This is a genomic window from Actimicrobium sp. CCC2.4 (assembly GCF_034347385.1).
Classification (GTDB): Bacteria; Pseudomonadota; Gammaproteobacteria; order Burkholderiales; family Burkholderiaceae_D; genus Actimicrobium.
Map to the genome: position 1 here is coordinate 3,110,192 of NZ_CP133777.1, position 20,676 is coordinate 3,130,867.

The 20,676-nt window shown below is 57.8% G+C and carries 14 protein-coding genes and 3 tRNA genes; 6 read left to right on the forward strand and 11 right to left on the reverse strand.

What is annotated here, in order from left to right; all coding sequences use genetic code 11:
- Positions 1-2: 2 nt before the first annotated feature.
- Entirely contained in the window at positions 3-1,535 is a 1,533-nt protein-coding gene (locus RHM62_RS14275) for an acetyl-CoA hydrolase/transferase family protein (protein ID WP_322122745.1), read from the forward strand.
- A gap of 8 nt (positions 1,536-1,543) precedes the next feature.
- On the opposite strand, the gene RHM62_RS14280 is transcribed toward RHM62_RS14275, so the two are convergent.
- Entirely contained in the window at positions 1,544-1,858 is a 315-nt protein-coding gene (locus tag RHM62_RS14280; protein ID WP_322122746.1) for an EthD family reductase, read from the reverse strand.
- A 146-nt stretch (positions 1,859-2,004) separates the two neighbouring features.
- On the opposite strand from RHM62_RS14280, the gene RHM62_RS14285 reads away from it, so the two are divergent.
- The 5 genes from RHM62_RS14285 to RHM62_RS14305 all read left to right on the forward strand — a co-directional run bounded on the left by RHM62_RS14285 (position 2,005) and on the right by RHM62_RS14305 (position 7,370).
- A complete protein-coding gene (locus RHM62_RS14285; RefSeq protein ID WP_322122747.1) occupies positions 2,005-2,691 on the forward strand; it encodes a glutathione S-transferase family protein in 687 nt (228 codons plus the stop codon).
- A gap of 29 nt (positions 2,692-2,720) precedes the next feature.
- Positions 2,721-4,037: a phospholipase D-like domain-containing protein gene (locus RHM62_RS14290; protein WP_322122748.1), complete on the forward strand. Its 1,317-nt coding sequence runs from the start codon at positions 2,721-2,723 to the stop codon at positions 4,035-4,037.
- Positions 4,038-4,097: 60 nt separating this feature from the next.
- A complete protein-coding gene (locus RHM62_RS14295; protein ID WP_322122749.1) occupies positions 4,098-5,036 on the forward strand; it encodes a cation diffusion facilitator family transporter in 939 nt (312 codons plus the stop codon).
- Complete coding sequence (ltaE, locus tag RHM62_RS14300) at positions 5,033-6,055, forward strand: low-specificity L-threonine aldolase (RefSeq protein WP_322122750.1); 1,023 nt, start codon at positions 5,033-5,035, stop codon at positions 6,053-6,055. Before RHM62_RS14295 ends, ltaE begins: the two co-directional genes overlap by 4 nt.
- A gap of 238 nt (positions 6,056-6,293) precedes the next feature.
- Positions 6,294-7,370 (forward strand): hypothetical protein, encoded by a 1,077-nt coding sequence (locus RHM62_RS14305; RefSeq protein ID WP_322122751.1) that lies wholly within the window; start codon positions 6,294-6,296, stop codon positions 7,368-7,370.
- Positions 7,371-7,375: 5 nt separating this feature from the next.
- Here RHM62_RS14305 and RHM62_RS14310 read toward each other — a convergent pair whose 3' ends face one another.
- The 10 genes from RHM62_RS14310 to RHM62_RS14355 form a co-directional block, all read right to left on the reverse strand.
- A complete protein-coding gene (locus tag RHM62_RS14310; RefSeq protein WP_322122752.1) occupies positions 7,376-9,304 on the reverse strand; it encodes a SurA N-terminal domain-containing protein in 1,929 nt (642 codons plus the stop codon).
- Positions 9,305-9,508: 204 nt separating this feature from the next.
- A tRNA-Asp gene (locus RHM62_RS14315) sits at positions 9,509-9,585 on the reverse strand.
- An 82-nt stretch (positions 9,586-9,667) separates the two neighbouring features.
- A tRNA-Val gene (locus RHM62_RS14320) sits at positions 9,668-9,743 on the reverse strand.
- Positions 9,744-10,000: 257 nt separating this feature from the next.
- Entirely contained in the window at positions 10,001-12,412 is a 2,412-nt protein-coding gene (lon, locus tag RHM62_RS14325) for an endopeptidase La (protein ID WP_322122753.1), read from the reverse strand.
- A 228-nt stretch (positions 12,413-12,640) separates the two neighbouring features.
- Positions 12,641-13,909, reverse strand: coding sequence for an ATP-dependent Clp protease ATP-binding subunit ClpX (clpX, locus tag RHM62_RS14330; protein ID WP_322122754.1), 1,269 nt, complete (start codon positions 13,907-13,909; stop codon positions 12,641-12,643).
- A 163-nt stretch (positions 13,910-14,072) separates the two neighbouring features.
- A complete protein-coding gene (gene clpP, locus RHM62_RS14335) occupies positions 14,073-14,693 on the reverse strand; it encodes an ATP-dependent Clp endopeptidase proteolytic subunit ClpP (RefSeq protein WP_322122755.1) in 621 nt (206 codons plus the stop codon).
- A gap of 38 nt (positions 14,694-14,731) precedes the next feature.
- Positions 14,732-16,084: a trigger factor gene (gene tig, locus RHM62_RS14340; protein WP_322122756.1), complete on the reverse strand. Its 1,353-nt coding sequence runs from the start codon at positions 16,082-16,084 to the stop codon at positions 14,732-14,734.
- 32 nt (positions 16,085-16,116) lie between these two features.
- A tRNA-Leu gene (locus RHM62_RS14345) sits at positions 16,117-16,203 on the reverse strand.
- A gap of 173 nt (positions 16,204-16,376) precedes the next feature.
- On the reverse strand, positions 16,377-19,466 hold the full coding sequence (locus RHM62_RS14350; protein WP_322122757.1) for an efflux RND transporter permease subunit: 3,090 nt from the start codon (positions 19,464-19,466) through the stop codon (positions 16,377-16,379).
- The gene (locus tag RHM62_RS14355; protein WP_322122758.1) at positions 19,463-20,614 is read right to left on the reverse strand and encodes an efflux RND transporter periplasmic adaptor subunit; all 1,152 of its coding nucleotides are present in this window, start codon (positions 20,612-20,614) and stop codon (positions 19,463-19,465) included. Before RHM62_RS14355 ends, RHM62_RS14350 begins: the two co-directional genes overlap by 4 nt.
- Positions 20,615-20,676 lie beyond the last annotated feature (62 nt).

A 20,676-nucleotide genomic window follows, 5' to 3' on the forward strand; every position in this document is an offset into this window, starting at 1 on the left:
CCATGCAAGACCAGTTCCCGCACCACGACCGCATCCGTCTGCCCGCTCTGCACGAACGCATCACCACGGCCGCCGCTGCTGCCGCGCTGATCCAGGACGGCATGACCGTCGGCATGAGCGGCTTCACCAAGTCGGGCGATGCCAAGGAAGTGCCGCTGGCGATGGCCGAGCGGGCCCGCCAGCGGCCATTCAAGATCACGCTGATGACCGGTGCGTCGCTCGGCAATGACGTCGACAAGCTGCTGACCGAAGCCGGCGTGCTGGCGCGACGCCTGCCGTTCCAGGCCGATCCGGTGCTGCGCGCGGCGATCAATCGGGGCGAGGTCATGTATGTCGACCAGCACCTCTCCGAGACCGTCGAGATGCTGCGCACCCGCCAGCTTGGCCCGATCGACATCGCCATCGTCGAAGCCATCGCGATCACTGAAACCGGCGCGATCATTCCGTCGACATCGATCGGCAACAGCGCCAGCTTCGCGATCCTGGCCGACAAGGTCATCGTCGAAATCAACCTGAACCAGTCGCTCGAACTCGAAGGCCTGCACGATATCTTCATCCCCAAGCACCGGCCGCAACGCGAGCCGATGCCGCTGATCACGCCGAGCGACCGGGTCGGTACCACCGCGATCCATATCCCACCGGAAAAAATTGTCGCCATCGTCATCACCGAAAAGAACGACAGCTCGTCGACCATCCTGCCGCCGGACGCCGACACCGATGCGATCGCCGCGCATCTGGTGGATTTTTTCAAGGAAGAAGTCCGGATCGGGCGCCTGACCAACCAGCTGCTGCCGCTGCAGGCCGGCATCGGCACGATCGCCAATGCCGTCATGACGGGCTTCATCAACAGCCCGTTCGCGGGACTGACGATGTATTCGGAAGTGCTACAGGATTCGACCTTCGACCTGTTCGATGCGGGCAAGCTCGACTTCGCCTCCGGCTCGTCGATCACGCTGTCGGCGGACAAGGGCAAGCAGGTCTTCGGCGAACTGGCGCGCTACAAGGAACGGCTGGTGTTACGACCGCAGGAAGTGAGCAACCATCCCGAAATCATCCGCCGGCTCGGCATCATCGCGATCAATACCGCGCTGGAAGCCGATATCTACGGCAACGTCAATTCGACCCATACGCTGGGCACGCATGTGATGAACGGCATCGGTGGCTCGGGCGATTTTGCGCGCAATGCGTATCTGGCAGTGTTTGCGACCAAGTCGCTGGCCAAGGGCGGCAGGATTTCGAGCATCGTGCCGATGGTGTCGCATGTCGACCATAACGAACACGACGTCGACATCCTCGTCACTGAAATCGGCCTGGCCGACTTGCGCGGACTGGCACCGCGCGAACGGGCCCGGGTGATCATCGACTATTGCGTGGCCGAGCCGTACCGGCAACTGCTGCGGGACTACGTGGCCGAAGCCGGCGAGCGCGGCGGCCATACGCCGCATGTGCTGGAAAAAGCGCTGTCCTGGCACACCCGTTATCGCGACACCGGCACGATGTTGCCGCCGCCGGTCACGCTGGCGGCAACGACCTGACCGTCTGATTAACCGACCACCACTTCGCTGATCTGCATTATCGGCGCGAGGTCGGTGTAGTTCGGAATGTCGCCGAGGATTTCGGCTGCATGCGGGCCGAAGCCAGCCTGGAAGCTCTCGACCGAATCGCTAAAAATATGGCACATGCCGATGTAGGTCGCCGGCGTGCCGGGTGCGCCACCGGACAAACCTTTGTCGACCGTGTAGAACTTGCAGGCATCGCCCATGCGTGCCTTAACCATCGGCATGTGCTTGTCGCGGTAGTACTCGTGATTGAAACGGGCACCGGGGGTGTTCGGGTACAGCACGCTCACTTTGATCATGGTTTGTCTCCTGAGAAGGATTTTTTGTTAGCCCACCAACATGGGGTGGTCGAGTGTGCCAGAAATATTTCGGGGATGCCTGTACCATCGCAGCGGCATGGCCCCCTGATTTCCGTTAGCACGCACTTACCCGAGAAGGATTTCCCATGATCAAATTCTATTTTCATCCGTCACCGAACCCGCTGAAAATCGCCCTCTTCCTTGAAGAAGCCGGCCTGCCCTACGAGACCATTCCGGTCGATACCCGCAAAGGCGAACAGCACTTGGCGGACTTCCTGAAAATCAATCCAAATGCGAAGACCCCGGCGCTGGTCGATGGTGATGCGATCGTCTTCGACAGCAATGCGATCCTGCTGTACCTGGCCGAAAAAACCGGCCTGTTCCTGCCCGAGAACACCCCCGCTGCGCGCGCCCAACTGTATTCGTGGCTGATGTTTGTCGCCAGCGGCATCGGTCCGTATTCGGGTCAGGCAGTGCACTTCAAGCACTTCGCGCCCGAGCCGAAAGAATACGCCGTCAACCGCTATACCTTCGAAGCCGAACGCCATTACGCCATCCTCGATGCGCAACTGGCCAAGCACCGCTACATGCTGGGCGAGACCTACACGCTGGTCGATATGGCGGTCTGGGGCTGGGCCCGCGCACTACCGTTCATCCTTGGTCCCAAGGCATGGGACAAGCTGCCCAACCTCAAGCGCCTGTTCGATGAAATCAATGCCCGGCCGGCCGCGCATCGCGCCGAAGCACTGAAGTCGCAGTTCACCTTCAAGGCTGAAATGGACGACGCGGCCAAGGCCGCCATGTTCCCGCAAAACGCCCGCCTCGGAACCTGACACCGATCGCGCCCGGGCGGCTCCACGCGATGTACAGGCTGCGGCGCTTGCTGCGCTTGCGCAATCTGCTGCGCTTCACCATCGGCGTGTCCACCACGCTGATGATGGCGCTGGTGTTCGTGGTGCTGTTCGAGCCGGGCCTGACCTATCACACCAGTGCGCCGGTGCCGTCAACGCGCTCGCCGGCACTGCTCGATGTGCTCGGCAGTGCGGTCGAACAGGCACCGCTGGCACTGGCTGATGTCACGCTCTATCCCGAAGGGAAAAATTTCTATCCGGCCGAACTGGCACTGATTCGGAGTGCCACGAGCTCGATCGATGTCGAAGCCTTTATCTTTCATGCCACGCCGATCGGCCAGCGCTTCATCGATGCGCTGGCTGAACGCGCGCGCGCCGGCGTCAAGGTCCGCGTGGTGGTCGATGCCGTCGGCAGCCTGCCGACGCCGGATCATTTCTTTGATACGCTGCGTGCGGCCGGCGCGCAGGTGGCGTGGTACCAGCCGTTTCGCTGGTACACCCTGAAACGCTGGAACAATCGCACGCACCGCGAACTGCTGATCGTCGATGGACAGACCGCCTTCATTGGCGGTGCCGGCATCGGTGCGGCCTGGGATAGCGGCACCGTTGACTCGCCGCCATGGCGCGATCTGATGGCGCGGGTTACCGGCGCGCCGGCGCGTGGCTTGCAGGCGGTATTTGCGCAAAGCTGGCTGGAAAGCCATGGCGAAATTCTTGTCGGTCCCTACATCACATCGGGTCGTACCACGCTACCTGCCGTGATTGGCATCGACGAGCCGGTTGCCATAGTGGTCGGCAGCACCCCGACCGGCGGTCGCTCGACCCGCGCCCGCGTGCTGTTCCAGGTGCTGGTGGGTGCGGCGCGTCAGGAGTTGCTGATCACGTCGCCGTATTTCGTGCCGGACCGGTCGATGCGCAATGCGCTGCTCGACGCAGTCGCACGGGGCGTGCGCGTGACGATCATGACCAATGGCGAACACAACAACCATACGATTGCACGACTGGCCAGCCGGCGCTCGTACGGCGAACTGATCGCCGGCGGCGTACAGATTCACGAGTATCAGCCCGGCATGCTGCATGCCAAAATCATGCTGGTCGATGGCCTCTGGTCGGTGCTGGGATCGACCAATTTCGACAACCGCTCATTCGGGCTGAACAATGAGGTCAACCTGGCGCTGCGGGATGCGACAATTGCGACCGGATTGCACAGCACGGTTGCCAGCTATCTCGACCGGAGCCGACGCATTACGCTCACGGAGTGGGCCGACCGCTCATTGGGCGAGCGGGCGCTGGCGGCACTGGGATCGGTACTGGAACGGCAGGAATAACGGCAGCAATAACATCCCCTCACCAGGTCCGGCGAGGGTAAAAAAAGACAGGGAAATTACATGCAAGCCATCGACGAGCTGGACGAACACGACGACGAGAATACGCCGTCGCGCCAGGAGGCTGCCAAGCGCAGCACCCTGGTCAGCGTGTTCGTCAACATCGGTCTGACCATCGGTCAGGTCACCACGGGCATCCTGGCCAATTCGGCCGGACTGATCGCTGACGGCATTCATTCGCTGTCGGACCTGATCGCTGATTTCGTCGTACTGTTTGCCAATCACCATAGCCAGAAAGCGCCGGACGATGATCATCACTACGGTCACCAGCGCTACGAAAATGCCGCCTCGCTGACACTGGGCCTACTGCTGCTGGCTGTTGGCGCCGGCATGTTGTGGGGCGCGTTTCACAAGATCGAACAACCGGGCGCCCTGCAGCCGGTCAAGTCAGTCGCGATCTGGGTCGCGCTGGCCGCACTGCTGGCCAAGGAATCGCTGTTTCGCTACATGCTCAACGTCGCACAGAAAGTCCGCTCCAGCATGCTCATTGCCAATGCCTGGCACGCCCGCTCGGATGCGGCCGCATCACTGGTCGTGGCCGTCGGCATCGCCGGCAGCCTGTTGGGCTATCCGATGCTCGATCCGCTGGCCGCCATGATCGTCGGTTTCATGGTCACGAAAATGGGCTGGGGCTTTGCCTGGGACGCCTTGCATGACCTGATGGATCGCGCGGTCGATGACGACACCGTGCAGGCGATCCGCACAACCCTGACCAACACGCCGGGCGTGCTGGGCTGGCACGACCTTAAAACCCGCAAGGCCGGTGACCTGATCCTGGCCGATGTCCATCTCGAAATCGATGCCGATATGACCGTCGAGCAAGGCCATGACATCGCCCTCGAAGCCCGCCGCCGCGTCATGGAACGGCACGCCGTACTGAACCTGATGACCCATGTCGATCCACTCCGGATCAAGCCATCCCCACCACAAGGAGTCGTATGAATCACCAGATCGATTTGCGCAGCGATACCGTCACCCGTCCCGGTCCCGCCATGCGGGCCGCCATGGCGGCAGCCGAAGTGGGCGACGATGTGTATGGCGACGATCCGACCGTGAACCGCTTGCAGCAGGTGACCGCTGAACTGTTCGGCTACGAAGCCGCGCTGTTTGCGCCGTCAGGCACGCAAAGCAACCTCATCGGCCTGATGGCACATTGCGGTCGCGGCGATGAATACCTGGTCGGTCAGGAAGCTCATACCTTCAAGTACGAGGCCGGCGGTGCCGCCGTGCTGGGCAGCATTCAGCCCCAGCCGCTGCCGCAGCAGGCCGATGGCTCGCTGGCGCTGGTCGACATCGCCAACGCCATCAAGCCCGACGATATCCACTTCGCGCGGACGCGCTTGCTGGCACTCGAAAACACCATCGGTGGCCGGGTGCTATCACGCGACTATCTGGATGCGGCGACCACGCTGGCACACCAGCACGGGCTGATCACGCATCTGGATGGCGCGCGGATTTTCAATGCTGCTGTCAAACAAGGCATCAGCCTGCAAGCTGCCACGGCGGGTTTTGATTCGGTCTCGGTGTGTCTGTCAAAAGGGTTGGGCGCGCCGATCGGCTCGGTGCTGTGCGGCAGCCGCGACGTGGTACAGCGGGCGCTGCGCTGGCGCAAGATGCTGGGCGGCGGCTTGCGTCAGGTCGGCATCCTGGCCGCAGCGGGGCTGTATGCGCTTGAGCATCACGTCGACCGGTTAGCCGATGACCATGACAATGCGGCCCTGCTGGCGGCAGGCCTCGCCGGTATCGATGAGTTGACCGTGAGCAAGCCGCAGACGAACATCCTGTACGCCGATATGGCAGCGGCGCATTGCGCACCGCTGGAGCGCCACTTGCAGGAACACGGCATCAACGCGCGGGTTACGCCGCACATGCGCCTGGTCACGCATCTGGATGTCTCGCGCGAGGATGTGACACGCACGGTGGAGGCGTTCAAGGGGTATTTTCAGGTGGCCGGTCGATAGATAACGGGTGGGTACGGCACGGCGCGCTCATCACGGTAAATTGTGCCCGGCCTGATGGAACCAGTCTGGCAAGCGGGTCACTTAACGGTTCATTTCCAATCCGGAGTGACTCTGCCACCCCACTATCCATCGAGCTACCGTGCCTCCCCGAATTCCACCCGCTCCGTTCTTTACATTGTTATCGAGAATCACCGAAGATGGCTCCGCGAGAAGCACTGCATCGACGGTCAGCTCGAGAATGTTCTCTCTCGAAAGAAGCAGCAGCAGTGACAGTGCCAGAAGCGTTGACACGGATGCTTCCCCGGTGTGTGACAGTACCGGCTCGGCGCGCAGCACGGGCAGCGAAGGCAGCACGACGGCACGGTCAGGATCATGTGCCTCCTGGCCACGAGGCCTATTCAAACTGATTCGAAAAATTCGCCTGTCACTAACGCAATCACGTTTCCGCGAAACCGACGACATTTCAACCCAACGTATCGTAAAAGTCAGTACCGGTATCGGCGATAACGCCAAGGAATACGCTCTCGACGCAAGCCTGATCAAGGTGCCTGCCAGCGTCGGCAAAGAAGCCTGCTTTCCGGCTGGCAGATCTCCCGTATCGACCCCGGCCTCAATATCGCCCACTTGCGAAAGATTTGTCTTGCAAGGCATTGTCTCCGGCAAGGGAACCTATCAATTCGTTTCAAGAAAAGCGCACTACGCACCTGCTGACAGCACGGAATCTCCTGTCATCGCGCAATTGGCAAAGGCATGGGCAGCCAGCCAGGAGACAGCGTCCGACTTCATCATCGCGGAGCGCTATCTGGTTGTCGGGATCGCACCTTGGGTAGCCGCTCCCGGTGCTGCATCCTCCGCCGATGCCTTGCAATGCCGGCTGGTTGTAAAGGACGTGAATAAACACCACGAAGAACTCGTTATTCCAATGACGCAGGTTGGTTTGAAATTCACGGACAAGTTATTGCTCCCGGCGCAAATCCGCCGTGCTCACGATCTGTTGAACCAACATCTCTTGCATACCCACGGTGACTCAACCGTAAAACCGATGATTGCCAGCCGCGAAGGAATCGGCAGAAACGCGACCTTGATTACCTATGCGACGATCAACGAAGCAATCACGGCAGGCACGATTACCGATACCGCACAACTGGACGAGGCACTGCATGCGATGGTAGTGGAAGGCCGCCAGGCACGCCGGCAGGGATACATCCATTCGGAGGAACAGTTAGCGCAATTACGCGCCACGCCGCTAGCAGATTTTTTTGATGAGGCCGCGCCGGACGCGATGCCGGCGGGCCCTTCACGACAGAATACTTAGGTCAATTACAGGCGCTCATCAGGGACCACCGGCGACCGTGCTACCGGCTTGATCATTTTTACCTTGGCTTTTTCTTTGAGGACATTGAGGTAAGCAATCATTTCCTGCTGGGCCAGCGCGCTAGCGATTTGCTGCTGTTCTTCAAGCCGGCGCGGTGCGTCAATTTTCTCTGCCTGAGCGACCTTGCTGATCCGGTAAATCGCGTAACCCTGGCGGCTCAGATCCGCGCCGGCAATGGCTGGCAACTTGCTCACATCGGCTTTCATGACACTGTCGAAGCCAGGGCCGTTGAGGCCGTCATTCTTCGAGCGCGACACGACTTTCGCGACACCAAAACCGGTGGCGTCATCCGCCGTTTTCAATGCTGCCAGCTTCGCCTCACCGGCTTTTTTAGCCAGCACGGCCGACTCTTCGGCGATCACTTTTTCACGCACGACCGCTTCAACTTCGGTAAATGGACGCTTGCTGACGGGTTTGTAATCAACGATACGACCAGCCATCAGCGTGCTCGGTGCGACTTCGATCGCTTCGGTGTTGTGCTTGCTCTTCAGGGCGTCGTCGGCAAAAACGGCATTGAGGAATTTCGGGTTGTTGAACAATGCCGTCGGCGGTGCCAGCGGATTTGGTGTGCGGGTCAGGCCGGAGACGGTTTCGATCTTCAGCTTGAGCTTGTCCGCCACCGGCTTGAGACTGTCTGCCTGTTCGTAGACGGTATTACCGAAGGACTCTGCAGCTTCCGAATACTGCTTAGCGGCTTTCTGTCGCTTGATATCGGCGACAATTTGCGGCTTGACCTGATCGAGCGTCCGGAACGAAGCTGGTTTGATCGCTGTGACTTCGATGATATGGAAACCAAAATCAGATTCAACCAGGCCACTGATTTCATTGAGCTTGAGTTTGAATACCGCCTCTTCAAATGGCGGCGTCATCGCGCCCTTGCCAAAGAAATCGAGGTCGCCACCATCCGGCGCACTGCCCTGATCTTCCGAGCTGGCCATAGCAATTTTCGCAAAATCTCCCGGTGTCTTGCGCACTTGAGCCAGCACCTGCTCTGCCTTGGCTTTTGCAGCGGACTTTTCAGTTGCTGAAGCACCTTTTTTCAGATTAATCAGGATATGACTTGCACGGCGCTGCTCGTCCACGCCGAAACTTTTCTTGTTCTGTTCGTAGAAATCCGCGACTTCCTGATCGGTCACGGCAATCTGGGACGCCAACGCATCGCTGCTCAGCACCACGTATTCAATCGTGGCTTGCTCGGGCAGTTCAAATTGGCGGCCGTTCTTGTCGTAGTACGCTTTCAGCATCTCAGGTGTGACGTTGACTTTAGCCGCGTAATCTGTCGGCTTGAACAGCAGTTCCTGCACCGTGCGCTCCTGATCATTGATGTCAGAGAGGCGCGTGGCCACCGTTTTCGGCGCAAAGGCCGTTGACTGGATCGCCGAATTCAATTGCTGTACCGCCATGTCCTGGCGCAAGCGCTGCTCGTACATCGCTGGCGTCATCCCCTGCATTGCAAGCAGGGAGCGATACCGTTCGCCGTCAAACTTGCCATCGGGACCGACCAGACCGGCAATGCCGGTGATGCTTTGTTGAAGGGCTGCATCAGCCACACTCAGGTGCTGCCGGACTGCTTCGACCGACAATGCCCGTTGGGCGATCAGATTGTCGAGAATGCCCTGACGGGCTTCTGGTGTATCGAACATCTTCGGGTCAAATTGCGCACCAAACATTTGCTTGAACCGTGCCATTTGCTCGCGCTGCGCGGCATCGTACTCAACTTGCGTGATGGGTTGACCGCCGACTTTGGCGATCACGTTTTCCGCATCACCGAAACTTTGGTAACTGCCTAAACCAACCAATGCAAACGACGGGACAATAATTAGCAGCAGCAGAAACTGCATCAGACGTTTATGAGTACGGACAAATTCAAACATGGTCAACCATTCAAAGGCAAGTTGCGACCGATTCTATCGCAGTAACGCATATGAAAAAAGGCGAACTCGCGTTCGCCTTTTCGGATTTTCTGGCGGAGTGGACGGGACTCGCCTACATACTGCAGGCCGCGGAATCGCTTGCAAGCGATTCCATTCGAGTCCCGACGTGATTCCTAGGGAATCACTACTACGTCGTTATTGTTCTGGCGGAGTGGACGGGACTCGAACCCGCGACCCCCGGCGTGACAGGCCGGTATTCTAACCAGCTGAACTACCACTCCTGATTACTGATTCTTCTCACAATCAAATTGCTTGCAATTCAATGGTGCACAACCGGAATACCGTTGTACTGCAGACGACTTGTGGTGGGTGCTGAGGGGCTCGAACCCCCGACCTACGCCTTGTAAGGGCGCCGCTCTACCAACTGAGCTAAGCACCCTGATTGCGGCTTCGGGCTGCCAGTCGACTACAGGTTGCTACTTTTCCGGCGTTTGTCACCACACCGAAGGCAACGATCTTAACCGATACGAGGCTGCATTGCCATGCCTAATTGCGCGAGCGACCGGACAATCATCGCCACCAATCAGGATTCACCGGATTCCCCGCGGTATCTGAATCGCACCAGCAAGTACACACTTGCAGCGGATGTGAATATGGCGCTCCGGAGAGCGCCATATTGTGATCAACAAACCGTGATTAGTGCTTCACGACCAGCGGATCAATCGGCTCTTTCTTTTGCGCCGCCAGTGCACTCAACGCGACCTCTTCATCGGTCAATGGCACAGGCATTCTTTCCAGCGCAACTTCAAGCGCCTTGTCGATCCAGCGTACCGGGACGATCTCGAGCTTGTTCTTGACGTTGTCCGGAATCTCGGCCAGGTCCTTCACGTTTTGCTCGGGAATCATCACGGTCTTGATGCCACCGCGATGCGCCGCCAGCAGCTTTTCTTTTAAGCCACCGATGGGCAGGACTTCACCACGCAAGGTGATTTCGCCTGTCATCGCCACATCGGCACGCACCGGTATCCCGGTAAAGGACGACACCATCGCAATCGTCATCGCGACACCAGCGGACGGGCCGTCTTTTGGCGTTGCACCTTCCGGCACATGGATATGAATGTCGTTCTTTTCGAACGCATCGAGCTTGATGCCGAGGTTACGGGCGCGGCTGCGGACGACGGTACGCGCTGCCTCGATCGACTCCTTCATCACGTCGCCGAGTGTTCCGGTACGGATGATCTGACCCTTGCCCGGCATCGTCACTGCTTCGATCGTCAGCAGATCGCCACCGACTTCCGTCCAGGCCAGACCGACGACTTGGCCGATCTGGTTTTCTTTTTCAGCGACACCGAAATCATAGCGACGCACGCCGAGGAACTTGTCGACATTCTTGCCGGTGACCGCGACTTTTTTCTCCTGCTTTTTGAGCAGCAGCATCTTCACGACCTTGCGGCAGATCTTCGAGATTTCGCGTTCCAGTGCCCGCACACCTGCTTCACGGGTGTAGTAGCGAATGATGTCGCGAATCGCCGATTCGGCCACGCTGATTTCGCCTTCCAGCAAGCCGTTGTTCTTGATTTGCTTCGGTAGCAAATAGCGTTGTGCGATGCTGGTTTTTTCGTCTTCGGTGTAACCCGACAAGCGGATGACTTCCATCCGGTCGAGCAGCGCCGGCGGAATATTGTACGAATTCGACGTCGCCACAAACATCACATCGGACAAGTCGAAATCAACTTCGACGTAGTGGTCTGCAAATGTATGGTTCTGCTCCGGATCCAGCACTTCGAGTAATGCCGACGAGGGATCACCGCGGAAATCCATGCCCAGCTTGTCGATTTCATCAAGCAGGAACAAAGGATTGCGGACACCGGTTTTCGCCAGACTTTGCAATATCTTGCCAGGCATCGAACCGATGTACGTGCGCCGATGGCCGCGAATCTCGGCTTCATCACGCACGCCACCCAGTGCCATGCGCACGAACTTACGGTTCGTTGCACGGGCAATCGACTGGCCTAGCGATGTTTTACCAACGCCCGGAGGACCGACGAAACACAGGATAGGCGCTTTGAGCTTATCGACGCGTTGCTGTACGGCGAGGTATTCCAGAATGCGTTCCTTGACCTTGTCGAGACCGAAATGATCGTCTTCAAGGACTTTCTCGGCATTGGTCAGGTCATTGTTGACCTTGGATTTTTTGCGCCATGGCAGACCAACGAGCGTATCGATATAGTTGCGCACAACAGTTGCTTCGGCCGACATCGGCGACATCAGCTTCAGCTTCTTGAGCTCGCTGGTGGCCTTGGCTAGCGCCTCTTTCGGCATCTTGGCAGCAACGATTTTTTTCTCGAGTTCTTCGAGATCGGCACCCTCTTCGCCTTCGCCCAGCTCTTTCTGGATCGCCTTGACTTGCTCGTTGAGGTAGTACTCGCGCTGCGACTTCTCCATCTGGCGCTTGACGCGACCACGGATACGCTTTTCTACCTGCAGGATGTCCAGCTCGCCTTCAAGCTGGCCCAGCAAATGTTCATGGCGCTTGGCCACATTGAAAATTTCGAGGATGACCTGTTTCTGCTCGAGCTTCAACGGCAGATGGGCAGCAATGGTGTCGGCCAGACGGCCGGCATCATCGATTCCCGCCAGCGAGGTCAGGATTTCAGGGGGAATTTTCTTGTTGAGTTTGACGTACTGGTCGAACTGTTGAACGATCGCACGACGCATCGCCTCGACTTCCGATTCGTCACCGGCTTCAGATTCGACCGGCGTCAGGTCCGCGATGAAATGCGTGTCGAGCTCGCTAATGTGATGGATGCGTGCGCGCTGAGTGCCTTCTACGAGTACCTTGACGGTGCCATCGGGCAGCTTCAGCATCTGCAGGATATTGGCAATGCAACCAATTTCATAAATGTCGTCGGCGGAGGGCTCATCTTTGGCAGCGGCTTTTTGCGCTGCCAGCATGATGCTCTTGCCTTGCTCCATCGCAGCTTCGAGAGCTTTGATGGATTTGGGGCGACCGACGAATAGCGGTATAACCATGTGCGGGAAAACTACAACATCACGCAAAGGCAATAGCGGCAACTGGGTATGTTCAGTAAAAGTGGGAGTCGTCATGGCGAGCCTTATCAAAAACGTGTAATTGATGTTGGCGCGAGAGCGGAAAACACAAGGCCGTTCACGAACAAATATCAGTGGACTAAAAAGTCCCGCAAAAAACCAGCCAGTATCTAGCACGACTGGAGTCTCAACGGATTGTCACTGGTCCGTATTTTTTTATGCTACTGCGTTCGCCCGAAAAAACCGATGGCAGCACGGTATTTTCGGACGGTAAAACTCAAGAATTTACTTCGAACCGGCCACTTTCGGCTGATCGTGATAAATCATTAACGGCTTGGCACCGTTGGTGATGGTGTTTTCATCAATAACTACTTTTGAAACATTTTGCTGGTTTGGCAGTTCAAACATGACATCCAGCAGAGCGTGCTCCAGAATGGACCGCAAACCACGGGCACCGGTCTTGCGCTGCAAGGCTTTACGGGCAATCGCCTGCAATGCGGCCGGACGGACTTCAAGCTCGGCGCCTTCCATTTGCAGCAAGCGGGCGTACTGCTTGATCAGCGCATTTTTTGGTTCGAGCAAGATCTGGATCATCGCGTCTTCGGTCAGTTCGCTTAATGTCGCAACGACAGGCAAACGGCCGACCAGTTCCGGAATCAGACCAAACTTGATCAGGTCTTCCGGCTCGGCTTCGAGCAACATTTCACTGGCGCTCCGCTCGCTCTGGCTTTTTACGCTGGCCGAGAAACCGATGCCGCTCTTTTCGGAACGGTTGCTGACAATCTTGGCCAGGCCATCGAAAGCACCACCGCAGATAAACATGATGTTGGTCGTATCGATCTGCACAAAATCCTGGTTCGGATGCTTGCGACCGCCTTGTGGAGGCACCGATGCCATCGTACCTTCGATCAGCTTCAGCAAGGCTTGCTGCACGCCTTCACCGGACACATCGCGGGTGATTGACGGGTTGTCCGACTTACGTGAAATTTTGTCGATTTCATCGATATAAACAATGCCCTTCTGGGCTTTTTCAACATCGTAATTACAGGCTTGCAAAAGCTTCTGGATAATGTTTTCAACGTCTTCGCCAACGTAACCTGCTTCGGTCAACGTAGTCGCATCGGCGATCACGAACGGCACATTGAGCATGCGCGCCAGCGTTTGCGCCAGCAGCGTCTTGCCGGAACCCGTTGGTCCCACCAGAAGAATGTTGCTCTTGGCCAGTTCGACATCGTCTTTTTTACCAAGGTGACGCAGACGCTTGTAGTGGTTGTAGACGGCCACGGACAGGATGCGCTTGGCACCATCCTGACCGATCACATACTGACCAAGCAATTCGCAAATTTCCTGTGGCGTCGGTAGCTCGGATTTGGGACCAGCGACGGTTTCAACCGTGGAGGCTTCGTCGCGGATGATGTCATTGCAGAGGTCGATGCACTCGTCGCAGATGAATACTGATGGTCCGGCGATCAGTTTTTTGACCTCATGCTGGCTCTTGCCACAAAATGAGCAATACAGCAATTTCTCGCTGGTAGTAGATTTTTTATCGGACATGGAGGACTTGAATGTGGTGGGGTTTGCTTGATATTACCTGCGAAATCAGGATCCGTCACGGCAGCGCGTCAGAATATCGCCGGACTGAGACCATCACCTGAAAACAAAACGCCCGGACGGTTATTTGTCCGGGCGTTCCGTATTGAGCAGTACGATCCGCCGATTACTCGCGAGTAGTCAGGACTTTATCGATCATGCCGTACTTCTCTGCCTCGTCGGCCGACATGAAGTTGTCACGCTCGGTGTCCCGGCGAATTTCTTCGATCGTTCGTCCGGTCTTGTTAGCAAGAATGCCGTTAAGACGTTCGCGCAAATAAAGAATTTCCTTGGCCTGGATCTCGATGTCGGTTGCCTGTCCTTGCGCACCACCTGATGGCTGGTGAATCATGATGCGCGAATTTGGCAGCGAGAACCGCTTACCTTTAGCACCAGCTGCCAGCAGGAAAGCGCCCATTGAAGCGGCCAGTCCCGTACACAACGTTGACACGTTCGGCTTGATGAACTGCATCGTGTCGAAAATTGCCATGCCGGCTGAGACCGAACCGCCCGGTGAGTTGATGTACAGCGAAATATCTTTGTCCGGATTTTCGCTCTCCAGGAACAGCAGCTGCGCAACGATCAGGTTGGCCACGCCATCATTGACCGGACCCACCAGAAAAATGACGCGTTCTTTCAGCAAGCGCGAATAAATATCGTAGGAGCGTTCCCCGCGTCCGCTTTGCTCGATCACCATCGGGATCATGCCGAGCATCTGTGGTTCCATCGCGAAATTTCTTGTCATCATGAATAGTTGCTTTCCTTTGGAGAGCACACGGCGTTGTTTTATGCCTGTGCGTTGTTGCCCATCAATTCATCGAACGCGACCAGCTTCTCTGTCACTTTCGATTTTCCCAAGACGTAATTGACGACGTTTTCTTCCAATACAAGGGCTTCCACCTCAGCGAGACGATTGCGATCGCTGAAATAGTACTGCATCACTTGCTGAGGATCTTCGTAGCTCTTGGCGAAGTCTTCGACCTGCGCCTTAACCTGGTCTGCAGTGGCTTGCAGGCTATTTGTCTTGACCACTTCGGCCAGGATCAGCCCAAGGCGGACGCGGCGCTCAGCCTGGGCAGTGAACAGCTCAGGAGGAAACGGCATGCTCTTGACGTCCATGCCACGCTGCTGCATATCCTTGCGGGTCAGCTCGACCAGGCGCTCGACGTCTTGCTCGACCAATGCGTTTGGCACATCGAGTTGAGCGGACTTGATCAGCGCATCCATCACGCTATCCTTGGTCTTGGCTTTGGTACGACCGCCCACTTCACGTTCGAGATTGAGTTTGATATCAGCGCGCATCTTGGTAATGTCACCGTCTTCGACACCCAGCGTGATAGCAAACTCGGCGTCGACTTCAGGCATGTGCGCCCACTCGAGTTTTTTCAGTGTGATCGTGAATTCAGCGGTTTTGCCGGCAACATCCTTGCCGTGGTAATCGGCAGGGAACGCCAGCGGGAAAGTTTTTGCCTCGCCGACCTTGAGGCCGGTAATGGCGGCTTCGAATTCCGGCAGCATGCGACCTTCGCCGAGCACGAAGGCGTAGTCATCAGCCTTACCACCCGGGAATTCAACACCGTCGATCATGCCGGTGAAATCGACCGTCACGCGATTATCTTTTTGGGCGGTCTGGTCCGGACCACCGTCGCCATGGGCATCTTGCTCGCCCTTGACGTGGAAGTGGGCACGCTGCTTGCGCAGGATAGCGATGGTTTTGTCGATTTCTGCGTCGGTGACTTCGGTGACGGTTTTTTCAACTTCGGTCACGCTCAGGTCACCGACGATGACTTCCGGATAGATTTCGAAAGTGGCTTCGAAAAGAATGGAGCCTTCGACGGCATCTTCGCCAGCTGCTTTCGGTTCGATGCGCGGGTAACCGGCGACGCGCAAACTGTTTTCGTTGGCGGCATCATTAAAAGCGCGACCAACCTTGTCGTTCAATACTTCGGTTTCGACTTGGTAGCCAAATTGGGCTGCGACCATTTTCATTGGCACTTTGCCAGGACGGAAGCCAGGTGCCTTGGCGGATTTAGCGCGTACCTTCAGGCGTTTTTCGACTTCTGCCTGGACATCTGCCAAAGGGACCGTGATGGTGATACGGCGCTCAAGTTTTTCGAGGGTTTCGACAGCAGTTGCCATGTGAATCGTCCAAATAATGAAAAAGAATTCTGTGGTGCGAGGAGGGGGACTCGAACCCCCACACCATTACTGGCGTCAGGACCTAAACCTGGTGCGTCTACCAATTTCGCCATCCTCGCGGGAAAGTGCACCTGCCAAAAGCAAAAAGCGACCCTGAGGTAAATACGGTCGCCTTGCACTGCCTTTGCCAGAGGCCGTTCTGCATCAGCGCTCGATTTTACTGGATTTTATTCCCGTCCGTCGTGATTTTTGGCGCGGTGCCGGCAGACGCCACTGCGCCAAGCCCTTGCCATCAAGTCACCGACGGTTTTTTTACGCGGAACCACGCCGCATACAGCGCCGGCAGGAACAGCAGCGTGAGCGCTGTGGCGACAATCAACCCGCCCATGATAGCTACCGCCATGGGTCCCCAGAAGACCGACCGTGACAAGGGAATCATCGCCAATACGGCAGCGGCAGCCGTGAGAATAATGGGACGGCAACGTCGCACTGCGGACTCGACAATGGCATCCCACGGCGCGGCACCGGCAGCAATATCCTGCTCGATCTGGTCGATCAGGATCACCGAGTTGCGGATGATCATGCCGAACAGCGCAATCACGCCGAGCTGCGCGACAAAGCCGAATGGCCGGTTCAGTAGCAGCAAGGCCATCGCTGCGCCTGCCACGCCGAGCGGCCCGGTCAGGAAGACCAGCAGCGAGCGCGAGAAGCTATGCAGCTGCAACATCAGTAACGTGAAAATAATGAAGATCACCAGCGGCACATTGGCCGCGATCGATTCCTGTGCCTTGCCGCTATCGGCAGCGGCACCGGCCAGATCAATCTTGTAACCCGCAGGCAAACTGGCCCGCAGCACGTCGAGCTTCGGATTGATCTGACCCGATACCGTCGGTCCCTGAATACCATCGGCCACATCCGATTGCACGGTCACGGCCCATTCGCGGCCTTCACGCCAGATCACGCCCGGCTCCCAGACAAACCGGGCCCGTGCCAGCTGCGACAGCGGCACCGATTTGCCACTGGCCGTCGGAATATTGGCCTGATCCAATGCGGAAATCGTCGAGCGTTCCTCGACGGGCTGACGGACGACGATATCGATGAGGCGATTGCCATCGCGATACTGGCCGACCGTCGAGCCGGTCAGTATCGTATTGGCGGCGCGCATCACGGCCTGCGACGTCACGCCAACCGCGCGCATTTTTTCCTGGTCCAGATCGATCCGCAAGACCTTGACCGATTCGTTCCAGTTATCGTTGACACCGATCGCATTCGGGTTGGTACGCATGATGTCCTTGACCTGATCGGCGATCGCCCGCACCTTCGTCACTTCGGTACCGGTGACACGGAACTGCACCGGATAAGGCACTGGCGGCCCGTTCGGCAACAGCTTGACGCGGCCGCGCACCTCCGGAAAATCCGTCTTGAAAATCGCGACTATCTTCAGGCGCAAGGCCTCGCGCGCTTTCAGGTCTTTGGCCAGCACAACGATTTGCGAGACATTGGTCTGCGGAAAAATCTGGTCCAGCGGCAGATAAAAACGCGGGCTGCCGGTGCCGACATAGCTGGTCACGCTCTCGACACCGTCCTGTTTCTGGATAAAGGCCTCGAACTTTTTCGCCTGCGCTTCGGTGGCCTTGAAGGCGGAGCCTTCCGGCAGCCACAGCTCCACCATCAGTTCGGTACGACTGGAATCCGGAAAAAATTGCTGCTCGATAAACTTGAAGCCGAACACGCCCAGACCGAATGCCGCCAGCGTCAGCAAGATCGTGGTCTTGCGCCACTCGACGCACCAGTTGACCGTCTTGCGAAACCGGTTGTACATCGGCGTGTTGAACAATTCATGATGGGCATCAGCGCCGGCAGCAGGCTTGACCTTGAGCAGCAGGTAGCCGAGATAGGGCGTGAAAATCACGGCCACCAGCCAGGAAATAATCAGGGCCAGGGCATTGACTGAAAACATCGAGAACGTGTACTCGCCGGCGGCCGACTTGGCCAGGCCGATCGGCAGAAAACCCGCGGCGGTGATGAGCGTGCCGGTCAGCATCGGCATCGCCGTCGACGTGTAGGCAAATGTGGCGGCATCAAAGCGCGACAGCCCTTCTTCCATTTTCCGCACCATCATTTCGACGGCGATGATGGCATCGTCGACCAGCAGGCCAAGCGCGATGATCAGCGCACCCAGCGAAATCTTGTGCAGGTCAATGTCCAGGATGCGCATGAACAGGAAGGTGATGGCCAGCACCAGCGGGATCGTCAGGCCGACCACCAGGCCGGGACGGATATCGAGACGGAATGGTTTGGTATGCAGGCCCAGCGCCAGAAAACTGACTGCCAGCACAATCAGCACGGCTTCGACCAGCGTGTGCAGGAATTCGCTGACCGAGGCAATCACGGCTTTCGGCTGGTCGGCCACGCGCGACAATTCGACCCCGACCGGCAACTTGGCCTTGATCGTCGCCAGCGTACTGTCCAGGCTCTTGCCGAGTTCAATGATGTTGCCGCCCTTCTCCATCGAAATGCCGAGACCGATGACCTCCTTGCCATTGAAGCGCATCTTATCCTGCGGTGGATCGCGATACTCGCGTCGCACCGTGGCAAAGTCACCAAGCTTGAAACTGGTGCCATTGGCGCGCAGGTCGAGGTTCTGTAAGTCCTTGACGGTCAATAACGCGCCGCTCACGCGCACCTGCAAGTTATCGGTCTGCGTGACCAGCACGCCGGTGCCCTCGACCGGGTTTTGTGCGGCCAGTTGCGCGATGATGCTGTCGAGCGTGATGCCGAGCTGGGCAAATTTCTTTTGTGAAAATTCGATCGTGATGCGCTCATCCTGCACCCCGAACAGCTCAACCTTGGCGACTGACTTCGCGCGCAATAATTGCTGGCGCACAAAATCGGCATAATCCTTCACTTCGGCATACGTGAATCCGTCGCCCGACAACGCCACGATCGAGCCGTAGGTATCACCAAATTCATCGTTGAAGTAAGGTCCATTGACGCCGGCAGGCAAGGTGGCGCGGATATCGCCGATTTTCTTGCGCACCTGGTACCAGGAGGCGGCGGTTTCCTTGGGCGGCGTCGACTCGCGCAATTGCAGGATGATGGTTGTTTCACCGGGCTTCGAATAGCTGCGGATCTTGTCGATGTACGGTGTTTCCTGCAGCTTTTTTTCGAGCTTGTCGGCGACTTGCTCGGCCATCTGCAATGCTGTCGCGCCAGGCCAGGTTGCCCGCACCACCATCGCCCGGAACGTGAACGGCGGGTCCTCGTCCTGACCCAGGCGGGCGTAACTGAGCATGCCGCCTATCAGCAGCACGGCCATCAAATAACGGGTCAGCGGAATGTGTTCCAGTGCCCAACGCGACAGGTTGAATCCGCCCTTCATTTGCTTGCTCCGCCCGATTTGCCAGCCGATTGCAGGGCCGCGTCGCGGACCGCGAGGTCATCGTTGAGGATGGTGACTTTCTGCCCGGGCTTGAGCAAGTTGACGCCGGCGGTGACGATGGTCTGGCCGGGCGCCACGCCACCGGAGAGCAAAATATCATTACCGGCCGGGCCGGAAATCTGTACTGGCACGAGCTTGACGACACCGCCTTCGATGACCCAGACCGCGGTCGCCGACTTGTCGCGCACCAGCGCGTTGAGCGGAACCCGGATCATCGCGCGCGGGATGCTGCTGACAAAACTAACGTAAGCCGTCATGCCAAGTCGCACCTGCGTCGCCTCGGCCGGCAACGCAATCCGTGCAGTGAAAGTACGCGAGACCGGATCTGCCATCGGCGACAGCTCGCGCAGCTTGCCCTGAATGATGGTGCCCGGATCGGCCCAGACATGGACACGGATATCCGTCACCTGGCGCAACAGGTCCACCTGGTCTTCGGGAATACCGATGACGACATCCTTCTCGCGCGTCTGCGCCACGCGCACCACCGGCGTACCGGCTGCAACGACCTGACCGGCTTCGGCATCGATGCCGGTAACCACGCCATCGACATCGGCAACCAGCGTGGCATAGCCGGTCTGGTTCGATTGATTACGCGCCGCGGCAGTGGCCTGATCGAAGCTGGCTTGCGCTGCCTGAAACGCGGTTTGCTTGGCGTCCAGCACAGCCTGACTGACAAAATTACGCGCCCGTAAATCTTCATAGCGCTGTTGCTCGGCCCTGGCCAGATCACGATTGCTCTGCGCCGCTTTCAATACCGCCGCCGTTTGCAATTGCGCCAGCTGCAAATCCTGCGGATCGAGCTGCATCAGCACCTGGCCACGCTTGACCAGACTACCGACCTCTACCTTGCGCGCGACGATCTTGCCACCGACCCGGAATCCGAGGCGCGATTCGATGCGCGGTCGCACATCGCCGGAAAATTCCGCCTTCGCCTCCGTATCCGCCGCAGCCAGCGTCATGGCCCGGACAGGGCGGATATCTTCAGCTTTTTCGACTGGTTTGGAACAGGCAGCGAGCAATGCTAGCGTCAGCACGAGCGAAGTCGTCGACGCAACAGGGAAACGGGAGGAATTGAGACGGGAGGCCAAGGTGCTTTCCTTTATGATGCGGGCTGAAAAAGAAGTACTGGAAACGGGAATTTCTGCCCGTA